At 23.2% G+C, this 15,407-nt stretch carries 14 protein-coding genes; 8 read left to right on the top strand and 6 right to left on the bottom strand.

Features of this window, described 5'->3' with window-relative positions; all coding sequences use genetic code 11:
• The first annotated feature begins 4 nt into the window (after positions 1-4).
• The 6 genes from ACIJYH_RS00735 (at position 5) to ACIJYH_RS00710 (ending at position 7,144) form a co-directional block, all read left to right on the top strand.
• Positions 5-1,141: an NTP transferase domain-containing protein gene (locus ACIJYH_RS00735; RefSeq protein WP_435163223.1), complete on the top strand. Its 1,137-nt coding sequence runs from the start codon at positions 5-7 to the stop codon at positions 1,139-1,141.
• A gap of 162 nt (positions 1,142-1,303) precedes the next feature.
• On the top strand, positions 1,304-2,080 hold the full coding sequence (gene phnD / locus ACIJYH_RS00730) for a phosphate/phosphite/phosphonate ABC transporter substrate-binding protein (protein WP_435163222.1): 777 nt from the start codon (positions 1,304-1,306) through the stop codon (positions 2,078-2,080).
• Between the two features lie 13 nt (positions 2,081-2,093).
• Positions 2,094-2,816: a phosphonate ABC transporter ATP-binding protein gene (phnC, locus tag ACIJYH_RS00725; protein ID WP_435163221.1), complete on the top strand. Its 723-nt coding sequence runs from the start codon at positions 2,094-2,096 to the stop codon at positions 2,814-2,816.
• Between the two features lies 1 nt (position 2,817).
• Complete coding sequence (phnE, locus tag ACIJYH_RS00720) at positions 2,818-3,645, top strand: phosphonate ABC transporter, permease protein PhnE (RefSeq protein ID WP_435163219.1); 828 nt, start codon at positions 2,818-2,820, stop codon at positions 3,643-3,645.
• A gap of 76 nt (positions 3,646-3,721) precedes the next feature.
• A complete protein-coding gene (locus tag ACIJYH_RS00715) occupies positions 3,722-4,405 on the top strand; it encodes a DUF4956 domain-containing protein (protein WP_435163217.1) in 684 nt (227 codons plus the stop codon).
• A 6-nt stretch (positions 4,406-4,411) separates the two neighbouring features.
• Entirely contained in the window at positions 4,412-7,144 is a 2,733-nt protein-coding gene (locus ACIJYH_RS00710) for a hypothetical protein (RefSeq protein ID WP_435163215.1), read from the top strand.
• A gap of 6 nt (positions 7,145-7,150) precedes the next feature.
• Here ACIJYH_RS00710 and ACIJYH_RS00705 read toward each other — a convergent pair whose 3' ends face one another.
• Positions 7,151-8,677 (bottom strand): sulfatase-like hydrolase/transferase, encoded by a 1,527-nt coding sequence (locus ACIJYH_RS00705; RefSeq protein ID WP_435163214.1) that lies wholly within the window; start codon positions 8,675-8,677, stop codon positions 7,151-7,153.
• Here ACIJYH_RS00705 and ACIJYH_RS00700 point away from each other — a divergent pair.
• Positions 8,676-8,879, top strand: coding sequence for a hypothetical protein (locus ACIJYH_RS00700; RefSeq protein WP_435163213.1), 204 nt, complete (start codon positions 8,676-8,678; stop codon positions 8,877-8,879). The two genes, ACIJYH_RS00705 and ACIJYH_RS00700, sit on opposite strands and share 2 nt — an antisense overlap.
• Before the next feature lies 1 nt (position 8,880).
• On the opposite strand, the gene ACIJYH_RS00695 is transcribed toward ACIJYH_RS00700, so the two are convergent.
• Together ACIJYH_RS00695 and ACIJYH_RS00690 are read right to left on the bottom strand one after the other, a co-directional pair.
• Positions 8,881-9,999: a hypothetical protein gene (locus ACIJYH_RS00695; RefSeq protein ID WP_435163211.1), complete on the bottom strand. Its 1,119-nt coding sequence runs from the start codon at positions 9,997-9,999 to the stop codon at positions 8,881-8,883.
• A gap of 1 nt (position 10,000) precedes the next feature.
• Complete coding sequence (locus ACIJYH_RS00690) at positions 10,001-10,657, bottom strand: VTC domain-containing protein (RefSeq protein ID WP_435163210.1); 657 nt, start codon at positions 10,655-10,657, stop codon at positions 10,001-10,003.
• Between the two features lie 45 nt (positions 10,658-10,702).
• Between ACIJYH_RS00690 and ACIJYH_RS00685 the strand changes: the two genes are divergently transcribed.
• On the top strand, positions 10,703-12,064 hold the full coding sequence (locus ACIJYH_RS00685) for a DUF4910 domain-containing protein (protein ID WP_435163208.1): 1,362 nt from the start codon (positions 10,703-10,705) through the stop codon (positions 12,062-12,064).
• Between the two features lie 2 nt (positions 12,065-12,066).
• On the opposite strand, the gene ACIJYH_RS00680 is transcribed toward ACIJYH_RS00685, so the two are convergent.
• From ACIJYH_RS00680 to ACIJYH_RS00670, 3 genes are read right to left on the bottom strand one after another with little or no spacing between them, the layout of a single operon-like run.
• A complete protein-coding gene (locus tag ACIJYH_RS00680) occupies positions 12,067-13,050 on the bottom strand; it encodes an NAD-dependent epimerase/dehydratase family protein (protein ID WP_435163207.1) in 984 nt (327 codons plus the stop codon).
• On the bottom strand, positions 13,051-14,421 hold the full coding sequence (locus ACIJYH_RS00675) for a glycosyltransferase family 2 protein (protein ID WP_435163205.1): 1,371 nt from the start codon (positions 14,419-14,421) through the stop codon (positions 13,051-13,053).
• Entirely contained in the window at positions 14,418-15,380 is a 963-nt protein-coding gene (locus ACIJYH_RS00670; protein WP_435163204.1) for an N-acetylneuraminate synthase family protein, read from the bottom strand. The genes ACIJYH_RS00675 and ACIJYH_RS00670 overlap by 4 nt, the downstream gene beginning before the upstream one ends.
• Positions 15,381-15,407 lie beyond the last annotated feature (27 nt).

Genomic DNA, 15,407 nt, shown 5'->3' with positions numbered 1-15,407 from the left:
ATCAGTGATAAAATCAGAAGACAAAAATAAAAGTTTTGGGTCTTATATAAGAAAATTAAGACTGCAGCTTGGTATTGGTCAAAGAGAATTAGCCAAAAAAATTGGAATAGCAGCTTCTTTTTTAAATGATATTGAAAAGGAAAAACGATCTGCACCTAAATCAAATATTATTAAAAAAATATCTCTTTTGCTTAAATCTGATATTGATTACCTAAATGATCTAGCAGGATTTTCAAAAAAAACTGTTGCACCTGATATTAGTGATTACATAGAGAGTAATCCTAAAATAGTTTCTTTAATTAGATCTATAAAAAAAAATGAACTTAGCAATGACCAAATTAATGAAATTGAAATGACAATAAACAAAAACTCTTCTAAGGCATTAATTATAGCAGCTGGTCTTGGAAGTAGACTAAAAAAACATACAGAAAATTTACCTAAATGTATGTTGGATTTTGGTGGAAGAACTTTACTTCAAAGACAATTAGAAGTTTATAAAAAATGTGGGGTTAATGATATTTCTGTAATTAGAGGATATAAGAAAAATAAAATTAATTATAAAGGTTTAAAATATTTCGAAAATACAGATTATCAAAATAACAATATATTAAATTCGATTTTCTATGCTGAGGAAGTAATTAATGGAAATATAATAATTTCATATTCAGATATTTTATTTGAGCCAATCGTAGTAAAAAGAACGCTTGAATCTAATCATGATATTTCTGTAGTAGTTGATATTGATTGGAGAGGTTATTATGTGGGTCGTAAAGACCACCCGATTTCAGAGGCTGAAAATGTAATTTTTAATTCTAACAATGAAGTAGAAAAAATTGGTAAAATTAACACTGGTAAAGAAGAAGTTCATGGCGAATTTATAGGTATGATTAAATTAACAAATCGAGGTGCGAATATTTTTAAACAACATTTTCATCGATTAAAAACAATTTATTGGAACAAACCTTTCCAAAGAGCAAAAACTTTTCAAAAAGCTTATCTTACTGATTTTATACAAGAACTTGTCGACATAGGTATCAAAGTCCATTGTGTAATTATAGAAAGTGGGTGGAAAGAGATTGATACTGTTGAAGATTACAAAAAAGCCTTAGTGGGTTTTAACAAAAAATTCAATAAAAAGTAGTATTTTAGCAATTGACTAAACTATACGAATGGTTTAATAATTAACTTGTAAGCGAACAAAATTAATTAAATACAGGATATATTGATGATTAAAAAGACTATTTTTACTTTGTTTCTAATTTTAATTTTTGGGAATATGAATGCCCAAGCGAAAATTTATAGCATGGTATTTGTTCCCGCTAGTGAAAAAGGTGATGAAAGTGATTATACTAACTTAATTTCAATCACAGAAAAACTTACAGGGCTTACAATCAAAACGATCAAAGTAACTGATTATAATGCTGCAGTTGAAGCCATGAGGGCAGGTAGAGCTCACATAGCTTGGTATGGAGGCAAAACTTATGTAAAAGCAGCAGAGATAGCTAATGCAGAAGCTTTTGCCGCAGGTGTAAGGCCTGGAGAAAAAGATGCTGGTTACTATACTTATTTTGTTGTTAAAAAAGATAGTAAATTAAAAAAATTTGTTGATGTAAAAAATAAGATATTATCTTTAAATACAATTGGATCTACAAGTGGAGATTTAATTCCACAAGTGGAACTAAATAAAATTAATCTTTCTATTAAAAACAAAGATCATTTTAAAAAAGTTTTTTATTCTGGAAGCCATGATGCTTGTTTGCTAGCAGTATTAAATAACCAATCTGATGTTTGTGGAATGAGCTCAAGGAATTTTGAAGCAAGAATAGAAGACGGAACTATTAGATTAGAAGAAGTTAGAATTATTCATAAATCTGATAGAGTGCCACCACCACCTTTAGCTTATTCAAAATCAATTCCTGAAGAGGATAGAAAGAAAATTAAAAAAGCTGTTTTGCAAGCTCACTTACACGGTGAAATAGGAGGCTATGGTGGAAAGATGTCTCATTATATGGAAGTTAAAGACTCAGATTATAATGTTTTAAGAGATGTTATTAAGCTACTAAGTAAAAATAATAATTAATTTTTATTTTTAAATGCTTGAAATCATTAACCTAAAAAAAACTTTTAAAAATGGAAGTTCAGCTCTAAAAGGAATTAATTTAAAGATTAATAAGGGAGAATTTGTCTCTATTTTAGGTCCAAGTGGTTCTGGAAAAACAACATTATTAAGAACAATCAATGGCCTTGAAAATATTAGTGGAGGAGAAATTTATTTTGATAATATAAAAATAGGTCATAATTCAATTTTAGAAGTTCAAAAAAAAACTGGGATGATATTCCAAGAATTTAATTTAGTTAACAATTTATCTGCAATAAATAATGTATTAACTGGACTTTTAAGCTCAAGTAATAAATTTTTATCATTATTCTATTTATTCAAAAAAAGTCAAAAAATTAAGGCTTTAAAATCTCTAGAAACAGTAGGACTACTTAATAAATCTTATAATAGATCAGATGAATTATCTGGTGGTCAAAGACAAAGGGTAGGAATAGCAAGGGCTATAATTAAAAAACCTTTACTACTGTTAGCTGATGAGCCTGTAGCAAGTTTAGATCCTAAAGCAGCTAATTTAATTTTATCATTATTAAAAAAAATTAATAAAGAATTTGGTACAACAATTCTATGTAATCTACATCAAGTTGATTTAGCAAAAAAATATTCTGATAGATTAGTAGGTATACTTGATGGAAAAATATTTTTTGATGAAAAGCCTCAAAATATAAATAAAAATAATTTAAAAAAAATATACATATAAAATGAAAAAAAATATTTTGAAATTAAAAATTGATAATAAAGAAAAAAAATTAGAAGAATATTTGAAACCTCAGTGGTCTTGGAAGACTGTTTTAACAATATCATTTTTTTGTTTAGTATTAATCTTTATAATTAAAGATTTAGAAATAGATTTTATTAAATTAATAACAGACTCTTCAAAATATTTTGGAGATATCTTATCGAGAATGTTACCCCCCGATTTTAGTAATTTTAATGAATTGATTTATGCTATGTTTGAGACAATAGAGATTGCTATCTTAGGAACGTTTATAGCAATTTTCTTATCAATTCCATTTGGTTTATTTTCTGCAAAAAATATTACACCTAATTTTTTAGTATATTTTATATCGAAAATAATAATTATATTTTTTAGAGCAATACCAGAATTTATTATGGCAATGATTTTAGTGATAGCTGTGGGATTTGGTGCTATGCCAGGTGTATTAGCATTAGGACTTCATACAATGGGTTTTCTAGCTAAATTTTATGCAGAAGATATTGAACATATTAATAAAGGCCCTATAGATGCTCTAAAATCATCAGGAGCAACAAAAAGTCAAATAATTTCTTTTGGAATTATTCCACAGATTTTACCCTCATTTGTAGCAAATAATCTTTATATTTTGGATAGAAATATCAGGATGGCTACTATGCTTGGGATTGTTGGAGCAGGTGGTATAGGCTATGAGCTGCAATCTTCTTTCAGAATGTTTGAGTATACCAGAGTATCTTCAATAATAATAATTATTTTTGTAACTATATTTATGATCGATAATATTTCATCATTAATAAGATCAAAAATTAAATAAATTAATTTATAATGAAATTAATTAATTGTTTTAATTGATATAATTATTACAATCGTATTATTAATTAGTATTAAAAATGGATAAATTGAGCAAATCATTGGAGGTATCAAATGAGATAGATATCATCTATACATTGATTGCACTTTTTGTATGCATTGTTTGCTCAATAATATTGAAGTTTGTTTATGAAGAAAAGTCTACATCGCTGTCAAATAAATCTCAATTAGCTAACATAATACCAATTCTATCTATAGCTACATTTTTAGTCATCTCTGTTGTAAAATCCTCATTAGCTTTGTCTTTGGGATTAGTTGGAGCTTTATCGATTGTAAGATTTAGAACACCTATTAAAGATCCTGAGGAGCTAGTTTATTTATTTCTATCAATAGCACTTGGTCTTGGTTTTGGTTCTGGACAGATATTAATTACAATAATAATTTACTTTACAATAATAGCTTTTATCTGGTTCTACTTATCTAGAAGCAAGGTAAATTCATCTAGTGATTACAATTTAATTATTGAAAGTGAAGATGAAAATCAGAGCCTTCTAGAAAATTCTGAGTTTATTAAGAATACATTAGATGAATTTTTTGGAAGTGTAATTTTTATCAAATATGATAAAATTGGAGACAAGAAAGATGTAATGATATTTAAAATTTCTTTAAAAAAACTAGAAGATGTTCAACAATTTCAGAATAAAATTAAAGAAAAATTAAATAATTATAGCATAAATTTATTTGAAAATAATACACTTATTTAGAATGGTGTGAAAATTTCAACTATTAAAACTAGAAAGATATTATTAATTATATTTTTTATAATAATAGTTTTTTTTATCTTCGTTAAAATAATTCAAAAATCACCTGGTCTTAAAGGAAGTTTGATTGATGAAATAATAATATTAACTAAACAACCTTATTTGATTAATCATGTTTACAATAGCAATGATGTAGATAAAAAATATTTACTTACTGGCATTATTAAATCAATATATCAAAAACTAATTTACACCTCAAACTATAAGACTTTATATATTGATATGCCTTTTGATAATTATCTTAAAATTAAATCAGATAGAAAATTGGCTTTGAACAAAAATCAAACTTCGCAATATTTAAGTAAAAAAACCAAGGTAAAAGCAGACATAAGATTTGATAACAAAAAAATCAAATCAAAAATAAGATTAAAAGGTGACAGAGCCGATCATTGGGGTAGAAATAAAAGGTTTAGCTTCTACGTAGAGTTATTAGATGGAAATACAATTTTTAAATTTAAAAATTTTTCAATTTCAAATCATAAATCAAGGTCTTTTCCTCAAAATGAGGTTATAAGCAACTCAACTAATAGGGTAGGATTAATAACTCCAAAATTTCAAACAGTAAAAGTAGTTTTTAATGGTGATGACTGGGGTCTAATGTATGTAGAGGAACAATTTTCCTCAAATTTTTTTGAAGATAGAAAAATTAAACAAATACCTATCGCTAGATTTACTGATCAAGAAAACGACCGAATAATATCTGAATTATCGAATGAACGATATTCAAATGAATATTTTGGTGATTTATTAAATCTTCAAGGAAATAAATTCATTAAAATTTATAATAAAAAAAAATATAAAAAAAAATTAAACTCAAATAATTTTATTTCTTTTTATAGATCATTTAATTTACTTACGAAAGATTTGGGTCTTACTGAAATAGAAGAGAAAAATTTATTAAAGTTTTATAACAAAAAAAAATTTGCAACATTATTAGCATACAATTCATTGTTTAATGATTGGCATTCAACCAATCATGCTAACATAAGATACTACTTTAACCCTTATTTGGGTAAAATTGAACCAATACCAACTGATTTTCTTGGTGCAAATTATTGGAATAATTTTAGTAAAATTCAAAATATCGAATATGTAAAAGAAAAATTAAAAGGGCTAGATAAAATATTTGTAAATTTATTTGATGACAAAGATTTTATAAAATTTTTTTATCAAGCTTTATCCAAAATTAAAAATGATTTACCTCTTATGAGCAAAGACCTAGAAGCATTGTGTGTAAATTACTCGAATGAATGTTATAAAGGAATAAATTTTGATAATTTATTACATAATTACCACTTTTTAAAAAAAAATAAAAACTTGTTTAAGGATTTAAAACAAAAAATTTTAATTGATAAAAAAAAATTTAATTATTCAAATATAATCAACTCAAAATATAGTCAAAAACAAGCTATTAAAGCTTTTACAAAAATAAAAAAAAAAATTTATTATAGAATTTTTTCAGATGGAGAAATTTATTTTGAAAATATTACTCCAGTAGAAATATTTGTAGATGAGATTAGATTAAACACTAAAAATGATAAAATTAATTTAGAATATGAATGTATTAAAAATATTAATATTAAAATAAAATTAAAACCTGGTGATAAATTTAGACATAACCTAAAAAAATATAATTATAATAATTTATGTTTAAAAGATGTAAGTCAATTAGAAATGATTATTAAAACTGATTTAAATACTGAATCTTATATGATAGATGTGGAAAATGCTTTCCTGAATAAAAAAAATATTTTTTCTGATGTTTCAATTGATTACATAAACTATTTAAATAATCTTCAATTTATAAAAAAAGTAAATAAAGATTATATATTTGATATTGGCTCACACATAATTAGAAAACCTTTAATCATACCTACAGGTCATAATTTGGTAATAAAAGATGGAACAGAAATTTTTTTCAATGAAAATTCTTTTATTTATATCAATGAGGGAAACTTAATAAGTTTAGGGGATAAAAATAAAATTAATACATTTAAAGCTCTCAAAGATCACTGGGGTGGCATATTAGTTTCAAATTCATCAAAATCAAAAATTATACATACTTCATTTGAAAATATGGATTACTATAGTGATGTTTTTGCCAATATATATTTAACTGGGTCAATAAATTTTTTTAATAGTAATGTAAATTTAAATGGAGTTAATTTTAAAAACTCTATTGCAGAAGATATGTTGAACATTGTAAATTCAAATTTCTTTTTAAATGATGTTGTGTTTGAAAAGTCAATTTCTGATGCATTAGATTTAGATTTTTCTAATGGAAAGATCACAAATTTTAATTTTTTTAGTATAAATGGAGATGCCATTGATACTTCAGGATCAGTTGTAGATATAGAAAATGGTTTGATAGATCAAATTTATGATAAGGCGATATCAGTGGGTGAAAAAAGCAAGCTTGATGTAAAAAAAATAAAAATTTCCAATTCACTTATTGGTTTAGCTGTTAAAGACAATAGTTTGTTAAGTGCAAATGAAGTAATATTTAATAATAATATTAATGATATTTCTCTTTACCTAAAAAAACCTTTTTATGAAAAAGGTGGTACTGCAATGATAAACAACTATATACCAAATGATATAACAATTCAGAAAGATGAATTCAGCAAATTAATTCTAAATAACACAGAATTTAAAAAAATAAATTTTAGTTATGAAAATTAAATTGACTCAATAAATTTCACTTATTTTTTTGTAAAGATCATTTGAGTATAATCTATCATGGATAATATTTTTTTTATTCTGGTATTTATTTTTTATTATTAAAGGCGTGGACCCTATTCGATCTTTTAAAGTTGAATTTATATAATCTTTTCCAATTCCTGTATCACCTTGAACAATAATTATGCTTGAGTCATAAATATTATTATCCTTTAAAGAATTAATGACTTCACCTAAAAAGATATCTGTAAGCTTAAGGTTGTCAATATATGATGATTTTTCCCTATAAAAATCATTAATTAATTTTTTACTATTTGAATTATAGATAAAAGGTTCATGAGGAACAGAGGAATGAAAAAAATAAAAGTCTAAATCATTTTCTTTTAATATATTAATAAAGTTTAAACGTGATTTTGAAAAATTAATTTTACTCTCCAAAAATTCCGATCCATCTTGGGTAAATATTTTTAATTCATTTATCTTAAAATTTTTAATAAGAGTTTCATAAGCGGGCACAATAGAAATGAATTGATATAGAAATGTTCTAACAAATCCTCTAAACTGTAATGTAGTAAAATATCCATATAATGATTGAAAACACTTGGAATAAAATTCTTTAAATAAAGAACAATAAGGATGATACCATCCATTTATATAAATTTTTAAATCTTTATTTTTTACTTTGTTAAATATTGTTTCGTTAACATTCCATAATTTATAATCATTTAAATTTTTTTCTTTAAATTCTAACCTAACTTTATTATCTTTAATTGAATATCTATAATCAGAGAAAAATTTTTCTGATAATATTGATGGAATTTCTTTCGTAGTTTCTTCTGTAACAGGAGTATACTCTTTATAATAATTACTTTTAGATATTAATTTGTAAAAATTATCTAATTGATGTTTTTTTAAAACATCATTCGTAAAATATCTTGAGTCTAATTGATCAAATATAAGCCAAATAATTTTATTTTTTTCAGTTTTTTCTTTAATTAAATAGTTATCATTATTTATTAACAACTTGTGGGTTAGTTGACTATCATATGGATTTAATAAAAATAAATTAATAATTATTTTAAAAATTATTATTAAAAAAAATGGAAATGTAATTAACCCAAATTTAACAAAAAAATTTATAATTAAATTTTTATTTTTCTTAATAGTGAATAAAATAATTGTTATAATTAATAAAAAAAAAATCTGTATTCGTGTATTCTTTAAACTGATGAAATCCATATTTATAGATGATCGCATAGAATTAATTGCTAAAATTAATAATAAAGATAAAAATAACACATATAAAAACTCTTTCTTTTTTAGGTATAAAATTATTGAATAATTTATTGTCACCAACATTAAAAAAGCAAAAAAAATTACAAAAATTAATCCTAAATCATAACCATTTAAAGGATAATTATTATTAATGTTAAATACGTTTAATCTTATCCATGAATTAATAAATATTAAACTTGAAATAGATATGCATGAAATAAGTATTTTTTTATTTGAAATATTTTGATATGTTTTGTCCATGAAATTTAAAAGACTTACTTACTTTGTAGTTATTTATTATTTTTTATTACAAAATTCAGCTTATGCTTATATTGAGCCAGGCACATTATCAATGATAATATCTTTTATAGTCGCAATAGTAGCTTCAATTACTTTTTATATTAAAGATATATTTTATAAAATAAAAAGATTAATTTTAAAAATCAAAAAAAAAAATAATTAAATTAGTTTTGGCCAGCAAATAATTTATAGGCTTCAAGTGCTGAGTTCTTAAAGTTATAAATAAATTTTTCCCTACATTTTATAATAGCATTTTTAAATGACTGGTCATTTACATCTGTGCAATTCATAATGCTTGTAATGTTCTCAATTTGTTCGGGCTCAATAATAAGACCAATTTTATCTCTAATTTTGTCTTCCAGAGGTACCGTTGAAATGTCATTAAAATTTTTATTCATTATTTTTTTTGGAGTATTTATGTATATCACAGGTCTTTCAAATGCAAAAGCATACTCCATTCCTATGCCCGACCAGTCTGTAATTAAAAATTCACAAGTTTCAAAATCATTAAATGAAAAATTTTCTTTTTGAATTTTAAATTTATGAAAATTTTTGAAATTATTTTCAATAATTTTTAATAATTTGCCATCATACTTTAATGATTGAATATGTGGTCTTAATATTACTTCATAATTAGACTCTAGCAATTTTGATATTAACTTTTCTCCACATAAATTAATGATATTTATTTTACCCCAGGAAGGTGCAATTAAAATTTTTTTTTTTTTAATCATATTAACTGAATTTTTATTTTTATAAATTTCATCAAGTTTAAAATATCCAGTTTTGTGTAATTTTTTGTTTTTTAAACTATATTTTTCAATATATTCACTTAATTCCTCAATATGATGATTACCAACACATAAATATTCATCATAATTAAAAAATGCTTTGTCTCTATAAATCATATTTGTGCTTACAGGTGAATGAAAAATATAAATATATGATTTACAATTTTTTGATTTTTTTAAATGGAAATTATTAATATCAGGCATAGTTAAAAACAATTTTTCACAATTTAGAAAATTAAAAAATAAAATTTGTCCTAATACAGGTGAAATATATAAAGCTGTTAAATTTTCATCTTTAATATTAAATATCGGATCATTAATCTGACTAGTTACATATAATATTTTTTTTCTATTTTTTAAAAATTCATTTACAAGCGGCCTTAAGTGAGAAGAATAACTTTCATTCTCAGAAAAAAAAACTCTTTTTTTCCAAATAGAGTTAAGTTTATTAATTTTAATTATTGAGTAAATTGATTTAAAAAAAGACAACATTCTATATATAGCTAGTTTTACCCAACATAGCTAATCCTGTAATATATTTACTATTTCTTGATATTTTAAATGGAAATTCATTAATAAACTTACTTGTTCGATGTATTTCCTTTTCAGGAATTTTTAATTCAATTACTTTTCCAAAGTCATTTTTTCTATCAACATTTTTAGAATTAAATAGCCCATATGATATGTTTCTATCATAAGTAACAATCATATTTTCATAGTAATAATAACTTCTTAAATATTTGACATTAAGTATTGGGAATAGTTTTTTATAACCAATCAAATTGAAAACATTTTCATAATTTTTTTTAAAGATATTGTTGCTAACATTAAAAGTTTCAAAAAGGTTAAGATTTTCTAGGTTTTTACCTAAAGGAAAAATCTTTTTAAAATTAAACCTATTTGATCTTATTTTAAATTCTAAATTTACATGGTTATTATCATTTCCATACCATCTAAGTCTGTATTTGACCCTGTTTGCATAACCATTTATATTATCACTTGCTGACTGTAAATCGTGTGTATCAAAATAAATACTATTAATTTCTCTATCTTGATGCAATCTGTTCAATCTTTTTTTAGACTTACACCAATCCTCGACATAAAAACTCTTGGAATTAATTTTCATTTTTATTTCAAATCTTTTATTCATTTTATAAAATTACTATTATATACACCTACTCTGTTATAAAAATTTATGAGAAAATATCAACAAGGCGAAAAAATATATAAAAAAATTAAACAGCTTTTCCCAATAAATAGAAGTTTGACCGGGAATGGTAATAGAAAATCATTAAAAATTTTACAAAAGATTGCAAAAAAACTTAAAATTTTAGAGTACAAGTCTGGTCAAAGTGTTTTTGATTGGAAAATTCCTAGTGAGTGGAATGTAAAGGATGCTTACGTAAAATGTAATGGAAAAAAAATTATTGATTTCAAAAAAAATAATCTTCATCTAGTTTCTTATTCAGAACCAGTAAACAAAACTATTTCTTTTAAAGAATTGAACAATCATCTTCATTCAATTAAAAAATATCCTAAATCGATTCCATATATAACATCTTATTATAAAAGAAGATGGGGATTTTGTTTGGAGCATCAAAAAAGACAAAAATTAGAAAAATCTAAAAATTATGAAGTATATATTGACTCAGATTTTAAAAAAAATGGTCACATGTCTGTAGGTGAGATTTTGATAAAAGGAAAATCAACTAAAGAAATTCTTTTAAGCACAAATATTTGTCACCCTTCAATGGTTAATAATGAATTATGTGCTCCAGTAATATTAGCTTATGTTGCAAACTATTTTTCAAAAATAGAAAGTTTTTTTTCTTTAAGAATTTTATTTTTACCTGAAACTATTGGTTCAATAGCCTATTTGAATAAAAATTTGAGGACAATTAAAAAAAAATTTAGAGCAGGATTTCATGTAACTTGTTTTGGTGACAAGGGAAAATTTTCAATGATATCAACTAAATATAACAACAGTTATTCTGATCTTGTTACAAAAAAAATTTTGAAAAGTTTTTCTAAATATAATATATTTAAATTTCAAAATTGTGGATCTGACGAGAGACAATATAATTTTCCAGGAATAAATTTACCAGTTGTAACTTTAACAAAAACTAGATTTGGAAAATTTAAAGAATATCATACATCTAAAGATAATTTAAGTATTACCAATCCAAAAAATTTAGAGAAATCTTTTGATTTTATAATTAAAATTATTGAGTTAGTGAATTTTGAAAATAAAAAAAAAGTAATTAATAAAAGTAAAATTAATAATTTTAAAAATTTAAAAAAGAAAAAAACAAAATATGATAAGATTAAAATCTTTAGTTTAACAAAATGTGAACCTTTTTTATCAAAAAGAAATTTATACAGGGATGTTTCAAAAAATTTTTTAACAAAAGATGAATTTATAATGTTTAATTTACTTTATTATGGTGATGGGATAAGCATTTCAAATATCGCTCAAATTCTATCTATTTCTCCATCTAAAATTTATAAGATTGCAAAAATTTTAGATAAAAATAGATTAATCCGAAAGATTTCTTAAATTTAGTTAGTGTCTCTACTTTTGAACCAATCCACAAAATATTTTAAACCTGTTTTGATAGAGGTATTTGGGAAGTACTTAATATTTCTGTTCAATTTTGCAACTTCTGATCTAGAGAAAATAATATCGCCCTTTTTTAAAGGACCCATTGTAATTTTTGTTTTCTTATTTAAATATTTTTCTAAAAGTGAAACTATTTTTGTAATTTTAATTTTATTTCCACCACCTAAATTAAATATTTGAAAGTATTTATTAACTTTATGGTCAACTTTATTAAATTTTTTCAACTCTAGTAACCTAAAAACACATTTAACTACATCATCTATATAGGTAAAATCTCTAAAGTGTTGACCATAATTATTAATAATTATTCCAGAATTTTCTTCTATTGATTTTGCAAATTTATAAATAGATAAATCGGGTCTGCCATATGGGCCGTAAACTGTAAAAAATCTTAAACCAATAATCTGGAACTGATAGTTACTTGCATAAAAATGAGCCAAAATCTCATTATTTTTTTTTGTAGCCCCGTAAAGAGAGATTGGTGTATCGGTATTGTCTTTTTCTGAAAAAAATTTTTTATCATTTGTTCCAGCAACTGATGATGATGATGCAAAAATTATTTTTTTTATTTTTTTTCTTTTTCCATTTTCTAATAAATTATAAAAACCAATTTCATTAGTTTTAAAATATATATCTGGATTTTTTAAAGAATACTGCACACCAGCGTAGGCGGCTAAATTTATAATTATATCTATTTTGTATTTATCAAAAAAATTATCAATTTTTTTTTTATTACTAATATCTATTTTATAAAATTTAAAATTTTTATTTTTTTTTAATATTGAAAGTCTTTTTTTTTTTAATTTATTGTCATAATAATTATTAAGAGTGTCAATACCGATTATTTTATAATTTTTTTTAAGTAAAAAATTTGATAAGTGAAATCCGATAAATCCAGCTGATCCAGTAATTAAAATTTTCATTTATTTTTTTGTAATTTTGTTTAAATTTAAAAGTTCCTGTTTATCATTAATTATGTATGAATCATCTTTATCTAAAACAATATTAGTAATTTTATTAATTTTATTATTCAGGTAAGGTATAAATCTTAGTACTGAGAATGCACCAACATCTTTGTGAATAATATTTTTTTCCAATTTTAGTTTTTTATTTTTTTGGTTAGTGAGAGATTTAATTCCATTTGAACCAAATTTATAATAATTATTTTCAAAATCTGGACTAGTACCAATTACCAGATCACTATTATGAATGATTAAATTACTTATACCTTGTTCTATATAATGTTTTGTCCTAAGGGGATTTTCAAATGTCAAAATTACAACTATATCTGGATTTACTTTTTCATATTGATTTATTGCACTTATAACAGATTTTTTATAGTCCATATTTATTGAAGATAAAATTTCTTTTCTTTTATGAATATAAATCGTCTTCTTATATTTTGTTTTCAAAACTTTAATCAATTCATCATCAAAGGTCGTTATTATTATTTTTTTAAATTGTTTAATCTTTAAAGCCTCATTTATCGTATGAAACAATAATGGTTGTCCCTTGAATAATTCCAATGAATTACAATTAATATCTGCTTTTTTTCCTCTAACAGGAATAACACAAATAATTTTTATTTTACTGGTAATTTTTTTTAAGTTTGAGAATTTATTTAAAATTCTTGTTCTTGTTGTAAATAATTTTTTTTTATTTGTAGTTAGATTATGTCCATGTTTTCTATAATAAAAAAGTGGTAATGATACATGTTTAAATTGAAAATTTTCTAATAATTTATACCATAGGTCATAACCGTCCTGTCTTGTAAATCTTTCATCATATAAATTAACAGAAAATAATGCATTTTTTCTTATTAGGCAACAAGCAGCCAATACAGGTAGATGATCTAAATTATTATTTTTTCTCAAAAGTTGTTTTTCTAATGACAAAATATTATCTTTGGCATCAATTAAATAATAATCTGAATAAACTAAAGCAGTATTTTTCTCTTTCCTTATTGTATTGTAAAGTACTGATAGTGCATTTGGATCAAAATAATCATCAGCATCTAATCTAATTACATATTCACCTCTTGCAGCTTTTATTGCTATGTTAGAAGACTTTATAAGTCCTTTTGATTCTTTATTAAAAATTGCCTTACACAAATTATCTTTTCTATATTTATTAATTATCTCCCTCGAAGAGTTGGTTGAAGCATCATCAATTATGATTAATTCTCTTAATTTAAATGATTGCTTAAGAACACTTTTAATTGCTTTTTCTAAATATTTTCCGTAATTTTTATTTGTAATATAGACTGTTATGACTGGATCTATTATTTTTTTCATATAATTTCACCATTGCTATAATCTTTTTTTGATTTTTTGTTAATTAATTCATAATAATTCATGGAACTATTTGTCAAAAATGGTCTTAAACAAATTATATTTTTTTCAGTAAATTTTTCACCTTTTTTAATATTTTTTTTTGCATAGATTGACCTTCTAAATGATATTAAATTTTTTTGTTCTATTTCACTAATTGATAATTTTTTTTTAATTCCATAACACATTGAATTTCTTTTTAAATTCTTTAAAAATTCATCTACTAATTTCTTATTTAAAGAAATCGCATGATCTCTAAATGTTTTTTTAGATATAGTGTTTGAAAAATGTTTTTCAATAATTTTAGCGCCTGCTAAATATGAATAAAATAATATTTTATCTCCTACCGTATGATCAGAATATCCAATTGTAAGATTTAATTTTTCTTTTAAAAAATTTATTGTTCCTAAATTGCTATCTTCAAAGGGGGTTGGGTATGCTGTATTGCAATGTAAAATGGCTAATTTTTTCCTATTTATATAGGATCGGTCTGTTTTTTTAATAAAATCAAGAGTTATTTTAATATCTTTAAGATTACACAAGCCTGTTGATAAAATTAATGGTTTCTTTGTTTTAATAGCCTTTTTTATTATCTGAAAATTATGAATATCTCCTGATCCGATTTTGAAGATATCAATATAATTTTTGAATATATCTATTTGATCAACATCCCAAATAGAAGCAGAAGTTTTTTTTTTGTAAAATTTAATTATTCTCAAAAGTTCAAAATTCTGTTTTGTAGTTAGTTCTAATTTTTTAAAATGATTATATCTTTGAGCATCATTTTTTTTTGAAACCATATTTTTTGCAGAAAATATTTGTAACTTAACAACATCTGCTTTAGATTTAGATGCATTTTTTACTAATCTTTTTGCTTCTAAAAAATTACCTTCATGATTTGAGCCAACTTCGGCAATAAACATGACTGGATTGACTTTTGAGTTAAATAA

Source organism: Candidatus Pelagibacter bacterium nBUS_25, from assembly GCF_051200975.1.
Lineage (GTDB): Bacteria > Pseudomonadota > Alphaproteobacteria > Pelagibacterales > Pelagibacteraceae > Pelagibacter.
The sequence above is the reverse complement of the archived record's forward strand: the minus strand, read 5'-3'. Positions and strand labels throughout refer to the sequence as shown.

What these genes read in the sequence shown, in the direction of transcription:
- ACIJYH_RS00690 (WP_435163210.1), bottom strand. Translation starts at nt 10,657, where the DNA reads ATGAATAAAAGATTTGAAATAAAAATGAAAATTAATTCCAAGAGTTTT.
- phnC (WP_435163221.1), top strand. Translation starts at nt 2,094, where the DNA reads ATGCTTGAAATCATTAACCTAAAAAAAACTTTTAAAAATGGAAGTTCA.
- phnE (WP_435163219.1), top strand. Translation starts at nt 2,818, where the DNA reads ATGAAAAAAAATATTTTGAAATTAAAAATTGATAATAAAGAAAAAAAA.
- ACIJYH_RS00680 (WP_435163207.1), bottom strand. Translation starts at nt 13,050, where the DNA reads ATGAAAATTTTAATTACTGGATCAGCTGGATTTATCGGATTTCACTTA.
- phnD (WP_435163222.1), top strand. Translation starts at nt 1,304, where the DNA reads ATGGTATTTGTTCCCGCTAGTGAAAAAGGTGATGAAAGTGATTATACT.
- ACIJYH_RS00700 (WP_435163213.1), top strand. Translation starts at nt 8,676, where the DNA reads ATGAAATTTAAAAGACTTACTTACTTTGTAGTTATTTATTATTTTTTA.
- ACIJYH_RS00715 (WP_435163217.1), top strand. Translation starts at nt 3,722, where the DNA reads ATGGATAAATTGAGCAAATCATTGGAGGTATCAAATGAGATAGATATC.
- ACIJYH_RS00695 (WP_435163211.1), bottom strand. Translation starts at nt 9,999, where the DNA reads ATGTTGTCTTTTTTTAAATCAATTTACTCAATAATTAAAATTAATAAA.
- ACIJYH_RS00675 (WP_435163205.1), bottom strand. Translation starts at nt 14,421, where the DNA reads ATGAAAAAAATAATAGATCCAGTCATAACAGTCTATATTACAAATAAA.
- ACIJYH_RS00670 (WP_435163204.1), bottom strand. Translation starts at nt 15,380, where the DNA reads ATGTTTATTGCCGAAGTTGGCTCAAATCATGAAGGTAATTTTTTAGAA.
- ACIJYH_RS00685 (WP_435163208.1), top strand. Translation starts at nt 10,703, where the DNA reads ATGAGAAAATATCAACAAGGCGAAAAAATATATAAAAAAATTAAACAG.
- ACIJYH_RS00705 (WP_435163214.1), bottom strand. Translation starts at nt 8,677, where the DNA reads ATGGACAAAACATATCAAAATATTTCAAATAAAAAAATACTTATTTCA.